Source organism: Litorivita pollutaquae, assembly GCF_003205515.1.
Classification (GTDB): Bacteria; Pseudomonadota; Alphaproteobacteria; order Rhodobacterales; family Rhodobacteraceae; genus Litorivita; species Litorivita pollutaquae.
Genome location: NZ_KZ826483.1, coordinates 392,050 through 406,777, shown reverse-complemented (window position 1 = coordinate 406,777; position 14,728 = coordinate 392,050). Strand labels below are relative to the sequence as shown.

The following is a 14,728-nucleotide window of genomic DNA, read 5'->3' as shown; positions in this document are numbered from 1 at the left end:
TTGATTTGTGCCTAACAATCAGGTCAATTGGTCCAGCCGCGCATATCCCCTTTCCCTTGACCTTTTCCCTGATGAGCCAACCCAATGATCCGATTTGACCTTAAATGCTCCGCAGATCACCGCTTTGACAGCTGGTTCCAATCGGCTGCGGCCTTTGACAAGCTGCACGCCGCCGGCATGGTAACCTGCGCCATATGTGGCAGCGCCGAGGTTCAAAAGGCCATCATGGCCCCGCGTGTACGTCCCGCACGCAACGCCGCACAGCCCGCCGTCGATCACACCATCCCCCAAAAGGCGCAGGCCGCATCGGATAGCCCCCCAAATACCGATCCACACACAACCGAAAAGGCCGAGGGGCCGCGCCCGCTTTCGGGTCCACCAAGCGCCGCAGAACAAGCTTTCAAAGCTTTGCGTGCCCATGTCGAAGCCAATTCGGAATATGTCGGCACAGATTTCGCCAAAGAAGCGCGCGCCATTCACGACGGCGCGGCCCCTGACCGCCCGATCTATGGCGAAGCCGATTTAGGCGAAGCCAAGAAGTTGGTCGACGATGGCATAGAGGTCGCCGCCCTGCCCTTCCGCCCCAACCGCAAAACCAACTGATCGCGCCGACATCTCCCGCTCAGCGCAAAAGGATCCCCCTTATGACCGTTCTCATCACCGGCGCGAACCGTGGCATCGGCCAGGAAATGCTTCGTCAATATCAATCTGCGGGCACAGAGGTGATCGGCACCTCGCGCACGGGCGACGCGCCCTATCTGCCGTTAGATGTGACCGATGAGGCCGCGCATAGGGACTTGGCCACGCGGCTGGATGCCAAACCGCTTTCGTTGTTGGTGTGCAACGCCGGTGTCTACCTCGACAAAGGCATGAGGTTTGACGACTATACCATTGATACATTTGAGCAATCCTTCGCCGTACATGTCACAGGTGTTTTCCTCACCATCCGCAACCTTCTGCCCAACTTGCAAATGCACGACGGGGCCAAAATCGCGATCATTTCATCACAAATGGCCAGCGACACCCGCGCGCCGGGCGGATCCTATGCTTACCGCGCCTCCAAGGCGGCAGCGCTCAATCTGGGGCGCAATATGGCGCAGGATCTCAAAGGGCTGGGCATCGCCGTCGGCATTTATCATCCGGGGTGGGTGCAAACCGATATGGGCGGCAACAGCGCCGAAATCACGCCCGCCGAGGCCGCCGCCGGATTGCGCGCCCGGTTTGATGCGCTTGACCTGAAAACCACCGGATGTTTCGAGACATGGGACGGACGGGCGCATCCCTTCTAACGCCCGCCGCCGGACATCGCGCAAGCAATCATGGCGGCAACGGCGGCCCACGCCCGGCCCGCACCCTATACCGCGCCTCACCCTCACAAGGCGCGCGCGGTCTTTGCCAGACGCGACGAATGTCTCGGTCCTGCGCCCTGCCCTGCGTGGCTTTGCCGCCCGTTTCGCCCTTGCCACGCCGCCACTGCTCGCATAAACCGCGCGCGGACCTACGGCCATTGCCAGCGCTGTGTGACCGAGCACAGCCAAACAATGGCCAAGACATCTGCCTACAAGGGACACCTCCATGCCCGTTCTTGTGATGAAATTCGGCGGCACCTCTGTCGCCACGCTTGACCGCATCAGACGCGCCGCAAAACGTGTCGGTGTTGAAGTCTCCAAAGGCTATGACGTGATCGTCATTGTCTCTGCCATGTCAGGTAAGACAAACGAGCTCGTCGGCTGGGTCAATGAGACCTCGCCGCTTTATGACGCGCGCGAATATGATGCCGTGGTCTCATCGGGCGAAAATGTCACGGCCGGGCTGATGGCGCTGACCTTACAGGAAATGGACGTGCCGGCGCGAAGCTGGCAGGGATGGCAAGTGCCGGTCAAAACCACCTCGGCCCATTCCGCCGCCCGAATCGAAGATATTCCGCCCGAAAACATCATGGCCAAATTTGGTGAAGGCATGCGCGTCGCCGTGGTCGCCGGCTTCCAAGGGGTCAGCCCCGAAGGCCGGATCACCACATTGGGGCGCGGCGGATCGGACACCACCGCCGTCGCCTTTGCCGCTGCATTTAAAGCGGAACGCTGCGATATCTATACCGACGTTGACGGTGTCTATACCACCGACCCGCGCATGTGCGACAAAGCACGCAAGATCGACAAAATCGCCTTTGAGGAAATGTTGGAACTGGCCTCACTTGGGGCCAAGGTTCTGCAAACCCGTTCGGTCGAATTGGCCATGCGGTATAAGGTCAAACTGCGGGTCTTGAGCTCGTTTGAGGAACAATCTGACGACGCCGGAACGCTCGTCTGCGATGAGGATGAAATCATGGAAAGCAATGTCGTCTCTGGGATCGCCTATAGCCGCGATGAAGCAAAAATGACCTTGGTCAGCGTCGCCGACCGCCCCGGCATTGCCGCCGCGATCTTTGGCCCGCTGTCGGATGCGGGGATCAATGTCGATATGATCATTCAAAACATTTCGGAAGACGGGCGCACCGATATGACGTTTTCCTGCCCGACCGAACAAGTGGCCCGCGCCCAAAAGGCGATGGATGAAGCCAAATCCGCTGGCGAAATTAACTTTCAAGATCTTGTCGCCGACACCAATGTCAGCAAGGTTTCTGCCGTCGGAATCGGCATGCGCAGCCAATCAGGCGTGGCAGCCAAGATGTTCAAAACACTTTCCGATGAAGGTATCAACATCAAGGTCATTGCAACTTCCGAGATAAAAATTTCCGTACTAATCGACCGGAAATATATGGAACTTGCCGTCCAAGCCCTGCATGATGCCTTCGAACTCGACAAGGCAACCTGAACGCGGACCGGCCCATATCTGGGTCGGGATCCTCCGACGGGGCGCAGAAATATAAGGCAGGTACGCGCAGCATATGGCACAGGACTTTCAGACCGACAGCCGACAAATGCTCGGCCGCTTGCGCGAAGCCATGGCTGTGGAGAGCGCCGGTCAAGAGCGTCTCGACCAGATCACGCAACTGATTGCCGACGAAATGCGCACCGAGGTGTGCTCTGTCTATCTCTTCCGCGACGAGGATACCCTCGAACTTTGCGCGACCCACGGGTTGAATGCTGCTGCGGTGCATGAAACCCGGATGCGTCTTGGCGAAGGTCTTGTGGGCCGCGTCGGCCGCACCGGTAACATCATCAACAGCGCCGACGCGCCCTCTGAAAAGGGCTTCCGCTATATGCCGGAAACCGGCGAGGAAATTTTCTCCTCCTTCGCCGGCATCCCGATCCAGCGGCTCGGTGAGATGCTCGGGGTTTTGGTCGTGCAATCCAAAACCGCGCGGCAATTTTCGGACGATGAAGTTTACGCGTTGGAAGTCGTCGCCATGGTTCTGGCCGAGATGACCGAATTGGGTGTTTTTGTAGGCGAAGGCGCGGCCCTATCGGCGCGGCATCAACATCCGGTTCTCATTCGCGGCGCGACAGCCCAGGAAGGCGCCGCCGAGGGCCATGTTTGGCTCCACGAGCCGCGCGTTGTCGTCACCAACCCGATCGCCGAAGATCCGCATAAGGAGCTCTTGCGCCTGCAAGACGCGGTTGAAGAATTGCGCGTCGGCGTTGACCGGATGCTCGATACAGCAGTGGTGGGCGACAACACCGATCAACTTGAGGTGCTCGAAGCCTACCGCATGTTTGCCAATTCCAAAGGCTGGATGCGGCGCATGGAGGAAGACATCTCGCGCGGTCTATCTGCCGAGGCCGCCGTCGAGAAAGAGCAATCCACCGCCCGCGCTCGGTTGTCGACGGTGAACGATCAATACCTGCGCGAGCGCTTGCATGATCTGGATGATCTATCGAACCGCCTTTTGCGCATCCTCACCGGACAAGGCTCTGAAACCGGGGCAGAAATGCCCGCCGATCCGATTTTGATCGCCCGCAATATTGGCCCTGCGGAATTGCTTGATTATGGTCGCTCCTTGCGCGGAATTGTGCTTGAGCAAGGCTCGGTTGGCTCCCATGCCGCCATTGTCGCCCGTGCCCTCGCGATCCCATTGGTGATCCATGCCGCGCGCGTGACCACAGAGGCGCTCAATGGCGACCGGATAATGGTCGATGGTGACCACGGCATCGTGCATTTGCGCCCTGACGACACCGTTGTCGTCGCCTTTCAGGATAAAATTGCGATGCAGGCCGAGGCGCTCGAACGTTATGCGTCGATCCGCGATAAACCAGCGATCAGCACCGATGGTCACACCGTCCAATTGACGATGAATGCGGGTTTGATGGCCGATCTGCCCAGCCTGGAAAATTCGGGCGCCGAGGGCGTTGGCCTGTTCCGCACCGAATTGCAGTTTCTGGTGCGCAACCAGATGCCCCGCCGTGGCGAACTGGCCGCCCTCTACAGCCGCGTTCTCGACAGCGCAAAAGGCAAGCGCGTGGTGTTTCGCACCCTCGATATCGGGTCGGACAAGGTCCTGCCCTATATGAAGCCCAACGACGAACCCAATCCCGCGCTTGGATGGCGTGCGATCCGCGTCGGGCTCGACAAACCGGGCGTGATGCGCATGCAGTTGCAATCGCTTTTGCGGGCGGCCAAGGGCCGGCCCTTGTCGATCATGTTCCCCTTTGTGGCGCAGTATGAAGAATACAACCAAGCCTGCCTCGCGCTGGAAAAAGCCAAGCACCGCGAGCGTTTGCTTGGCCATCCGGTGCCCGAGGATTTGCAAGTCGGCGCGATGTTGGAAACCCCCAGCCTCGCCTTCGCCCCGCGCAAGTTTTTCGAAGAGGTCGGATTTCTCTCCATTGGCGGCAACGACTTGAAGCAATTCTTCTTTGCCGCAGATCGGGAAAACGAGCGGGTGCGCCGGCGCTATGACACCTTGAACGTCAGCTTCTTGAGCTTCCTAGAAAACATTGTCGAACGCTGTGAACAGACCGACACGCCGCTGTCGTTTTGCGGGGAGGATGCGGGCCGTCCCGTCGAAGCTGCCTGCCTTGCGGCCATCGGGTTACGGTCCCTGTCGATGCGTCCGGCATCGGTCGGGCCGGTGAAATCGCTTCTGCGGCGCACGGACTTGGGTGGGTTGCGCGATGTGATCCATGATGCCCGAGATCGCGGCGAGCAATCCGTGCGCAGCGCCGTCGAAGCATATCTGGATATTTAGCCGCAATAAAAGCTCATCCATCACATGAGCTTTTACATGCAAAATACTGAATCAGATCAGAATATTAACGAATCCCTAACGACATAACATCGCCATTTCCAATGCCTGCGCATTTTGATGCGGGCCGATATCGCGGCTTTCGATCCTGCCCGCAACCAGACGGCTTGCGATGATCCGCGACCAATCAGAATTCAATGTGATCATTTCAGGCCCCGCGCCACATACACGCAAACCACCGGAAATTTGCGCATCGCCAATCCGGTGGTTGGTCACCCCGCCAGCCTCGGCCACACGGGACAACTCTCCCGACTCGTACCGCCATACCTGCAACACACGTGCCAGATGCGGGCGGTCGACATAGGCGATCTCAACGGCGCCATCTCCGTCTAGATCTGCCGCTCCCAACGGCGCCAACCACCGATGCGTGCGCCCGATAAAAGGCGCGGCGGCGTGCAAACCGTTTTCGTCATAAATTGCCAATCGCGCCCCGAGATCGAAATTGGTTTCGACGGTGATCACTTCGGCCTCGCCGTCCCCGTCGACATCGACAAGACGCGGCGCAGTGTCCTCAAACACATGGCGGCTTGGCAGATGGATCACCCGTTTGCGGCCATTGGAAAGGCGTAAGGACAGCTCAGTCCATTCCGTCCGGTCGCCCAATATCCCATGATCATAGGCCTGCGTCGGACCGGAATACTGCGCCGAAACGATATGCGGCGCGGCGCAGGCCACAGCGGGCCACAGCAAAGCGCAGACCACAGCAAGCCCGCCGCGCAGCGCCATCAAATTTGCTTTTCAGGCATATTCACCACCAACCCGTCGAGCGCATCGGTGACCTTGATCTGGCACGTCAACCGCGACCGCGCAGGATCAGGCTGATAGGCGAAATCCAACATGTCTTCTTCCATGTCATCCTTGGCGGGGAGCTTCTCGACCCAATCGGGCGCGACATACACATGGCATGTCGAACAGGCGCAAGCGCCACCGCAATCGGCCTCGATACCCGGGATATTATTGTCCCGCGCACCTTCCATCACGGTCATGCCAGCAGCCACCTCGACCACATGTTCGGTGCCGTTATGTTCGACATAGGTGATTTTCGCCATCGCTTGCGTGCTCCTCAGCTCAAATTAACTTGCCCGCAGTCCTACCCGCCACGGCGCAGCGTTTCCAGTCTCTTTTGCGCGAGGCGCATGGTTGCTTTCCCAAACCGGCCCAAGCCGTTAAGGTAGCGCAAAAGCGGGCAAAGCCCCGCAAGTCGCGAGGCATGAGCAATGCAATATCACGCTGTTCCGCGCCGTGCCGCCGTCGGGTGCGCCGGTTTGCGCCTTTGGGCTGCGGTGTCGGTCTGTGCGATGCTGGGCGGGTGCAAACTCTCTCTGCCGCCCCCCGCGCCCCAGCTGAGCCATACCTTTGCCCCCGCTCCGCCTGGCGCGAAACCGGGCAGCTGTTGGGGCCAACATGCGGTGCCGGCGGTGATCGAAACCGTCACCGAGCAAATCATGTTGCAGCCCGCCGAAGTGATGAGTGACGGTACGGTGCTCTCCCCGGCTGTGTTCAAAACCGAAATTCGACAGAACATCCTGCGTGAGCGGCGTGAAACATGGTTCGAGCGCCCCTGTGACGATGTCATGACGCCGGAATTCATCGCCACGCTGCAACGCGCCTTGGCGGCACGCGGGCATTATTCGGGTGCGCCCACCGGTGAAATGAGCCCCAAAACCCTGCGCGCCGTGCGCTCCTATCAAGCGGCCCAAGGGCTTGATAGTGCGGTGCTCTCTCTCGCCGCCGCGCGCAAACTGGGATTGGTCGCCGTGGCCCGGTCCGGCGATTAACCGCATCTGCTCACACAACGAGAGCAAAAAAGGGCGCCCGTTCGGACGCCCTTTCGCATGCGCCAACCGGCGATCTTTTCTTGACGCAGGGTCCGAATTTCAACCGGTCACTCTTCCAGGTTCAGCGCGACGAAACGTGGCTCGCCGGCGCGGCGCACCAATAGCAAAAGCGATTTGCGCCCCGCTTCCTTGACCGCCGAGATCCGCTCTTCGAGCTCAGCAACAGACCCGATCTTGTGCTGTCCGGCTTCGGTGATCACATCCCCGGCGCGCAGGCCCTTTTCATAGGCATCGCCGGTCTCATCCACATCCAGAACCACAAGGCCGCTCACCTCGTCACCAAGGCTCAGTTGCTCGCGCAGTTCCTCTGTCACGGGACCCAATGTCAAACCCAGCATCTCTTGCGGTTTGACCTGAGGCTCCGCGCCCTCACCCGACTGCACCGCAGGCACAGCGCCTTCAGCCTGCTCGCGGCGACCGAGCGTGACCTTGAGTGTCTGGGTCTTCCCATCTCGGAACACCACAATGCGGACAGCTTTGCCAACTTGGGTATTGCCGACCTGCCGGACCAAACCGCGGGTATCCGCAACCTCTTGGCCGTCAAAATCAATGATCACATCGCCGGCCTTGATCCCGGCCTCTTTCGAGGGACCATCGGGCACATCGGTGACCATCGCGCCGGCGGCTTTTTCAAGCCCCATTGCTTCTGCCATATCCGGCGTGACGTCCTGAATGCGCACACCAAGCCAGCCGCGGCGGGTTTCACCAAATTCCTTCAACTGCGTGACCACACGGGTCACCACATTGGAGGCCATGGAAAACCCGATGCCGATCGAGCCGCCATTGGGCGACAGGATCGCGGTGTTCACACCGACGACTTCACCGTCGAGATTGAACAACGGGCCGCCGGAGTTACCGCGATTGATCGCCGCGTCAGTTTGGATGTAATCATCATAAGTGCCTGACAATGCACGGTTGCGGGCCGACACAATACCGGCCGAGACCGAAAAGCCTTGCCCCAACGGGTTGCCCATCGCCACGACCCAATCGCCGACACGCATGATATCGCTGTCGCCAAAGCTGACATAATCCAAAGGCACATCCGCTTCGACTTTAAGCAATGCGATATCGGTGGTTGGATCGGTGCCGATCACCTTGGCTTCCAATTCCTTGCCGGAGAAGAATTCGATGATAATCTCGTCGGCGCTTTCGATCACATGGTTGTTGGTGACAATATAACCGTCCTCGGAAATCACGAAACCTGACCCAAGCGCCGAGGACCGGCGGGGGCGCGGGGTGCCATCTGCGCCGCGATTGCGGTCTTGGAACTCGCGGAAAAAGTCCTCGAAGGGGCTGCCTTCCGGCACGATTGGGTTGGGGCCGACATTGGTTTCGACCACAGTGGAGGTGGTGATATTGACCACGGCAGGGCTGATCCTTTCGGCCAGATCGGCAAAGCTGTCGGGGCGGGCCGCTGCTGTGATGCTTTGCACCAGCAACAGCATGATCGCCAAAGCCATAAGCCACATGCCGCGCAAGGCACGCGCGGCAACCGAATTGCGGGTCTCTATCGGGATGGACACTACTTGTTCTCTCACTCCCGTATCTCCTCTTTGATGTGATGAGCGGGGCGGGCCAACTGGCCGCCGTCTATAACGCTACCCTAATGTAGGTAGAATTATGCGCAACTCAAAGCCTGTCGCGCGGGGTCAACTGCGCGTGACAGCGGCGTGAGGCAAAAAGCGGCGGGGTGTCGCCGAGGAACGCCGAAAACCGGCAGAATTCATCGATGCCAATCCTTTGCACCATCCCAAATTAGGGCCAACCGGGCGAAATATTTAACGAAAAAGCGCCGCGAGCGCCTGCGCAAGCACCGGTTGGACGCCGTTTTTGCGACGTGGGTATGAAATCACGACTATCGGCGTGGCAGGCGCTTCATCGCATCGGCCAATTGCGCGACCAATTCATCATGCGGCACATCGCCCTCGATCGCCAAGCGGCGCAGCCCAAAATGCACATGGGCCATTTCCTGATAATAAGACGTATAGGCATAATTCGTCGCGGCCCCGGCCACCGCGCCCAACACCGGCACCGTTTGCGCCGCCAGTTTCTGTCCCATCACGGCCGCCAGTCGCGGCGCAATCCGCGCCAAAATCGCATTCACTGCCGTGCCGGTCAGCGCCGTACGCGTCGCCAGAAATGCCAGATCCGATCCATCATCCTTTGCCAATGGCCCCGCCGACGCAAAGACTTCCAGACAGTCAAACGCGACGTTGTCTTCGTCCGGATCAAACCCGTACTCAACCGCGACGCTTTGGATGGCGCGCAAAAGCACCGTCACCGTCACCGGCAATTCAGCCATCGCAGCGGGCAACCCGCCAAACCCGCCTGCGGCCCCCATGGCCGTGGCCGCCGCCGTGTTCAACCACGCCGGTTGATCCGAAATATGCTGACGCGATCCGCCTGCCGCTTTCAGCGCCACTTGCAATGCGCCGCGCGTGGCTTCGTCGAGCCGCACCCGTACGGCGTCGGGCAATCGGTCCAAAAGACCCTCGGCCTGACCGCCAATGAGATTAAGCACCTGCATGCCAACACCGCCCGCTGTTTTATAGCGCTTGGCCAGAACCGTGATCTGTGCGGCAACATCGACGGGCTGCAGGTCATTCTGGTCTTCGATCAACATTTTCGCTCCCTTGGAACAACAGATAGGCGGCGCAGGCCTATAAGAAAGATCGGCGGGCACAGGCCCGTTTTCAAGGCGCGCGCTCAAGCGACGGCACTGGCGGCACGATTTCGCCTCCGCGCCGGTGCCGCCTCATCCGGCCTTTTCCACCGCACCGCGCACCCCGTCCCAAGCGCCCTCTTGCAAGCTATGGGCCAAAATACGGTCGGGGTTGGTGGGCGGCGGCATTTCGACCCCCTCGATCCGGGCATATCCAAAGCGGCGATAATACGGTTCATCCCCGACCAAAAGAATACGTTGCCAGCCAAGCGCAGCCGCTTTTTCCATGCTCGCCTGCATCAATAGCGCGCCCAATCCCTCGCCTTGGTGCACCGGATGGACCGCCACAGGACCAAGCAAAAGCACAGGCTGCCCCGCCACATGCACCGGCCAATAGCGTATCGCACCGCCCACGATCCCCAATGCATCGCGCGCCACAGTCGACAGGCCCGCCACCGGCGGCACCCCGTCCCGCAAACGATAGGAGGACAGCGCCTCGCGCCCCGGCGCAAAGCACAGATCATAGAGAGCCTCGACCTCCCACCAGTCGTCGGGTGCTTCGGGTTTAAGCTGAAACAATGCAAATGCCTCACGATTTTGCTAGAAACAGGGCTAGCACGGCGCTAGTTGAGGGGCAATCAGCACAGGGACCTCGCGCCAATTTCCTTATAAACCACCGCGAAACTGACCTTAAGCCATGCCCGCAACTGACCGGAAAGACGACAAATTTCATGTTCTATGAACCCAAAGACGGGCATGGCCTGCCCCACAGCCCCTTCAATGCCATCGTTTCGCCGCGCCCGATCGGATGGATCTCTACACGTGGTGAGAACGGCCATGACAACCTTGCCCCCTATTCGTTTTTCAACGCCGTCGCCTATGTGCCGCCACAGGTCATGTTCTCGTCGGGGAACACCAAAGACAGCTTGAACAACCTACGCGCCACCGGCGTTTTTTGCGCCAATGTGGTTGAATATGCTGCCCGTGACGTGATGAATGCCTCCTCGGAAACCCTTCCGCCGGAGGTCGATGAATTTTCCCATGCCGGCGCGCAAAAAGCCGAATGCTCGATCATCGATTGTCCCCGCGTGGCCGATGCCCCCGCCACATTGGAATGCCGCGTAACCGAGATCATCCGCCTCAAGGGCGCAGACAATTGGGCGGTGATCGGCGAAGTTGTCGGCGTGCATATCCGCCCCGACTGCCTCGCTGACGGTGTCTTCGACGTGACCAAGTTCCAACCGCTCACCCGGCTTGGATACAAAGACTACGCGGTAATCCGTGACGTATTTTCCTTGATCCGACCCGACGAAGCCAAATCCGGCGCCTGATCAAGACACCTGATTAAAACACCGGAGCAAAACGGCAAAACGCCCTGCAGGTCATAGCAGACCTGCGGGGCGTTTTCTTTTTCTGACGGCACTTTTTTTCGGGCCTTTAATGGGCCCGTAAGGCGATCAATGGCCGCCCAAAATACCGGTTTTGACGGAATAATCCGCCGCGATCTGATAATCGGGATCATCGTCGCTATCGATCATCAAATGGCCGGCTTTGGTCAACAACCCATGGCAATCGCGGCTCAGGTGGCGCAGTTGCAGTTTTTTGCCCGCATTTTCGTATTTACCTGCCACGGCTTCGATCGCTTGCAATGCCGATTGGTCCACCACACGGCTGTCGGCAAAATCCGCAATCACCATGGAAGGGTCGCCCGCGACGTCAAACAGTTCATTGAACCCTTCGGCCGAACCGAAGAACAAGGGTCCTTGAATTTGGTAAACCCGCGCGCCTTCCGGCGTGACATAGGTTTTGGCATGGATACGGCTGGCGTTGTTCCACGCATAGGCCAGCGCCGAAACAATCACCCCGACCACCACCGCGATGGCGAGGTCGGAATACACCGTCACAATGGTCACGAGAACAATGACAAAGGCGTCACTCAAAGGCACGCGGCGCAAAATGGTCAGAGAGTTCCAAGCGAACGTGCCGATCACCACCATGAACATTACCCCAACCAAAGCCGCCAGAGGGATTTGCTCAATCGCGGGGCTGGCCACAACGATAAACAAGAGCAAGAACAGCGCCGCCGCGATCCCCGCCACCCGTGTGCGACCGCCGGATTTCACGTTGATCATCGATTGACCGATCATGGCGCAACCGCCCATCCCGCCAAAGAACCCGGTCACCACATTGGACGCACCTTGGGCGATACACTCCTGGCTGGCGCCGCCACGTTTGCCGGTCATCTCCCCGACAAGGTTCAAGGTCAAAAGGCTTTCGATCAAACCGATCGCCGCCAAAATCACCGCGTAAGGCAGGATAATCTGGAAGGTTTCCCAGGACAATTCGACCATCGGAATATGGAACATTGGCAACCCGCCTTCAATCGAGGCCAAATCACCCACCCGTGGAACATCCAACCCGAAACCGATGACAATCGCCGCCGTGATTCCGATGCCGGCCAAAGGCGCGGGCACAATGCGCGTGATCTTCGGCATCACCCAAATGATCACCATCGTCACCCCGACGAGGCCCAGCATCATCAAAAGCGGTCCGCCCGACAACCACACACCGCCGGTTGTGCCATGATCGCCCTGCACCACCGTGCCCGGCACGCGAAACTGCGTCAATTGCGCAAGGAAGATCACAATTGCCAAGCCGTTCACAAAGCCCAGCATAACCGGATGCGGCACCAAACGGATGAACTTCCCCCAACGCATCACCCCGGCAAAAATTTGTATGAGTCCCATCAAAACAACGGTCGCAAACAGGTATTCCACCCCGTGTTCGGCGACCAAAGCCACCATCACAACCGCCAAGGCCCCCGTCGCACCTGAGATCATCCCAGGGCGCCCGCCAAAAACGGCGGTGATCAGACCGACCAAAAAGGCCGCGTAAAGCCCGACCAACGGATGCACCCCCGCCACAAAGGCAAACGCCACCGCTTCGGGCACCAAGGCCAAAGCCACAGTCAGCCCCGCCAAAAGCTCGATCCGAAGCCGCGCGGGGGTCAATTTTTCATCCGGCATCAGCCGCAAATCAGGCAGGGCAAGACGGTTGGCAAAGCTTGCCAGAATGGCTCGTTTCAAAGGGCACCTATCATATGGGGTTGTTCGCTTGTCCGCCGTTTAACGCAAAGCGTTGCGAAAGCATAGAGGGCAGGTCAAATGGCTGTGACGCTTGAGTACGACAGCTTGCAAACCCCGCAGCAGAGCGCCAAAACAGGGTATCAACCAATCGGGAGACGGGCACCATGTCAGACACAGCAGGCGAAACAGTGATCGGGGTGATCGGCGGATCGGGGCTTTATGACATTGACGGGCTTGAAAATGCACAATGGCGGCAGGTCGAGAGCCCTTGGGGGGCGCCGTCTGATGCCATCCTGACCGGGGTGCTTGACGGGGTTAAAATGGCCTTCTTGCCCCGCCACGGGCGCGGCCATGTGCATGCGCCATCGACCGTGCCGTATCGCGCCAATATTGATGCGCTCAAACGGCTCGGCGTCACGGATATCCTGTCGGTATCGGCCTGCGGCTCCTTTCGCGAAGACATGGCACCGGGCGACTTTGTCGTTGTCGATCAATTCATTGATCGTACATTTGCCCGCGACAAAAGCTTTTTCGGCACCGGATGCGTTGGTCACGTATCCTTGGCACACCCAACCTGCCCGCGCCTGTCCGACGCGGCCTATGAGGCGGCGAAGTCACTGGGCATCACGGTCCACATGGGCGGCACATATCTTGCAATGGAGGGGCCACAGTTTTCCACCCTCGCCGAAAGCAAAATGTACCGCGAGGTTTGGGGCGCCGATGTGATCGGCATGACCAATATGCCCGAGGCCAAGCTCGCCCGCGAGGCGGAAATCTGTTACGCGTCGATCGCAATGATCACCGATTACGACAGTTGGCACCCGGACCACGGCGCGGTTGATATTGCTCAAATCATTGCGACGCTGACCGGCAATGCCGCCAAGGCCCGCGATCTGGTTGCCCGGATGCCTGCCCGTCTTGGCGCGGCCCGCGCGCCCTGCCCACACGGCTGTGACCGCGCGCTAGAATACGGAATCATGACCGCCCCCGAGGCGCGGGATCCGGCGCTTGTCGCCAAACTGGATGCCGTCGCGGGCCGCATTTTGAACGGATAGATCTGCTGGGGATGTTGCCCGGCGCTGATGGTGGCTCCACAGGGACCAGCCCCGCTCACGTCACATCCATTTTCACGTCACACTATGTGAGGCATTTCTACGTTGCAGCGGAAGGAACATTTCAACTTTGGTTCGCGCGCGGCCGACCTGCGTTCATCGGCCTTGCGAGCATCTTCTGGCTCATGATAGCCAAATCCGACCTCACCTTTTAAGGAAAATACACCGCGATGCCATCCGTAGAAGATTATATCCGCACCATTCCCGATTTTCCGCATGAGGGGATCATGTTCCGCGACGTGACCACCCTGTTTGCCGATCCGCGCGGGTTCCGCATGGCGGTGGATCAAATGGTGCACCCCTATGCCGGTCGCCGGATCGACAAGGTCGTCGGGCTTGAAGCGCGTGGTTTCATCCTCGGCGGCGCGATTGCGCATCAGTTGTCGGTGGGGTTTGTACCGATCCGCAAGGCCGGAAAACTCCCCGGCAAGGTGATCGCGCAAGATTATGTATTGGAATATGGCGAGGCGACGGTCGAGCTGCACGACGACGCAATTACAGCCGGTGAAAATATCCTCGTCGTCGATGATCTCTTGGCCACCGGCGGCACCGCCGAAGCCGGCATCAAGTTGATCGAACGCCTGGGCGGCGAGATCGTCGGATGCGCCTTTGTCATCGACTTGCCCGATCTCGGGGGGCGCGCGCGGCTCGAATCCATGGGGATCGAGATCGAAGCCCTCTGCAGCTATTCCGGTGCATAACGGCCATCCTCACAGGGCGTTAACCATTGATCGTTCATAAGAGCCTTGCCGGTCGGGAATCGGCACTGCTTGCGCGATCCTCGAGATCACTTTGCGCCCTGCCTACCCTACGAGGCGGGGCGCAAACAGTGTCATATCAATAGA

14 protein-coding genes are annotated in these 14,728 nt (G+C 59.3%); 8 read left to right on the top strand and 6 right to left on the bottom strand.

What is annotated here, in order from left to right; all coding sequences use genetic code 11:
• The first annotated feature begins 84 nt into the window (after positions 1 to 84).
• The 4 genes from DI396_RS08440 to ptsP all read left to right on the top strand — a co-directional run bounded on the left by DI396_RS08440 (position 85) and on the right by ptsP (position 5,128).
• Positions 85 to 603 carry a DUF1178 family protein gene (locus DI396_RS08440; protein WP_110795735.1) on the top strand — a complete coding sequence of 173 codons (519 nt, stop codon included), beginning with the start codon at positions 85 to 87 and terminating at the stop codon, positions 601 to 603.
• Between the two features lie 41 nt (positions 604 to 644).
• The gene (locus DI396_RS08435; protein ID WP_110795734.1) at positions 645 to 1,289 is read left to right on the top strand and encodes an SDR family NAD(P)-dependent oxidoreductase; all 645 of its coding nucleotides are present in this window, start codon (positions 645 to 647) and stop codon (positions 1,287 to 1,289) included.
• Between the two features lie 286 nt (positions 1,290 to 1,575).
• Positions 1,576 to 2,814, top strand: a complete 1,239-nt coding sequence (locus tag DI396_RS08430; RefSeq protein ID WP_110795733.1) for an aspartate kinase — start codon at positions 1,576 to 1,578, stop codon at positions 2,812 to 2,814.
• Between the two features lie 73 nt (positions 2,815 to 2,887).
• Positions 2,888 to 5,128 carry a phosphoenolpyruvate--protein phosphotransferase gene (gene ptsP, locus DI396_RS08425; protein ID WP_110795732.1) on the top strand — a complete coding sequence of 747 codons (2,241 nt, stop codon included), beginning with the start codon at positions 2,888 to 2,890 and terminating at the stop codon, positions 5,126 to 5,128.
• Between the two features lie 75 nt (positions 5,129 to 5,203).
• On the opposite strand, the gene DI396_RS08420 is transcribed toward ptsP, so the two are convergent.
• Both DI396_RS08420 and DI396_RS08415 read right to left on the bottom strand, forming a co-directional pair.
• Positions 5,204 to 5,911, bottom strand: coding sequence for an FG-GAP repeat domain-containing protein (locus tag DI396_RS08420; protein ID WP_110795731.1), 708 nt, complete (start codon positions 5,909 to 5,911; stop codon positions 5,204 to 5,206).
• On the bottom strand, positions 5,911 to 6,234 hold the full coding sequence (locus DI396_RS08415) for a 2Fe-2S iron-sulfur cluster-binding protein (protein WP_110795730.1): 324 nt from the start codon (positions 6,232 to 6,234) through the stop codon (positions 5,911 to 5,913). The genes DI396_RS08420 and DI396_RS08415 overlap by 1 nt, the downstream gene beginning before the upstream one ends.
• 168 nt (positions 6,235 to 6,402) lie before the next feature.
• Here DI396_RS08415 and DI396_RS08410 point away from each other — a divergent pair, with 168 nt between their 5' ends.
• The gene (locus DI396_RS08410; protein ID WP_110795729.1) at positions 6,403 to 6,963 is read left to right on the top strand and encodes a peptidoglycan-binding domain-containing protein; all 561 of its coding nucleotides are present in this window, start codon (positions 6,403 to 6,405) and stop codon (positions 6,961 to 6,963) included.
• A 107-nt stretch (positions 6,964 to 7,070) separates the two neighbouring features.
• Here the strand turns inward: DI396_RS08410 and DI396_RS08405 are convergent, their stop codons facing one another.
• The 3 genes from DI396_RS08405 to DI396_RS08395 all read right to left on the bottom strand — a co-directional run bounded on the left by DI396_RS08405 (position 7,071) and on the right by DI396_RS08395 (position 10,264).
• A complete protein-coding gene (locus DI396_RS08405) occupies positions 7,071 to 8,561 on the bottom strand; it encodes a Do family serine endopeptidase (RefSeq protein ID WP_407936301.1) in 1,491 nt (496 codons plus the stop codon).
• A 317-nt stretch (positions 8,562 to 8,878) separates the two neighbouring features.
• Complete coding sequence (locus tag DI396_RS08400) at positions 8,879 to 9,646, bottom strand: EcsC family protein (protein ID WP_110795728.1); 768 nt, start codon at positions 9,644 to 9,646, stop codon at positions 8,879 to 8,881.
• A 132-nt stretch (positions 9,647 to 9,778) separates the two neighbouring features.
• A complete protein-coding gene (locus DI396_RS08395) occupies positions 9,779 to 10,264 on the bottom strand; it encodes a GNAT family N-acetyltransferase (RefSeq protein WP_110795727.1) in 486 nt (161 codons plus the stop codon).
• 152 nt (positions 10,265 to 10,416) lie between these two features.
• On the opposite strand from DI396_RS08395, the gene DI396_RS08390 reads away from it, so the two are divergent.
• Entirely contained in the window at positions 10,417 to 11,016 is a 600-nt protein-coding gene (locus DI396_RS08390; RefSeq protein ID WP_110795726.1) for a flavin reductase family protein, read from the top strand.
• 126 nt (positions 11,017 to 11,142) lie between these two features.
• On the opposite strand, the gene DI396_RS08385 is transcribed toward DI396_RS08390, so the two are convergent.
• Positions 11,143 to 12,771, bottom strand: a complete 1,629-nt coding sequence (locus DI396_RS08385) for a SulP family inorganic anion transporter (RefSeq protein WP_110795725.1) — start codon at positions 12,769 to 12,771, stop codon at positions 11,143 to 11,145.
• 164 nt (positions 12,772 to 12,935) lie between these two features.
• On the opposite strand from DI396_RS08385, the gene DI396_RS08380 reads away from it, so the two are divergent.
• On the top strand, positions 12,936 to 13,826 hold the full coding sequence (locus DI396_RS08380; protein WP_110795724.1) for an S-methyl-5'-thioadenosine phosphorylase: 891 nt from the start codon (positions 12,936 to 12,938) through the stop codon (positions 13,824 to 13,826).
• Between the two features lie 227 nt (positions 13,827 to 14,053).
• Complete coding sequence (locus DI396_RS08370; protein ID WP_110795722.1) at positions 14,054 to 14,584, top strand: adenine phosphoribosyltransferase; 531 nt, start codon at positions 14,054 to 14,056, stop codon at positions 14,582 to 14,584.
• Positions 14,585 to 14,728: the final 144 nt, after the last annotated feature.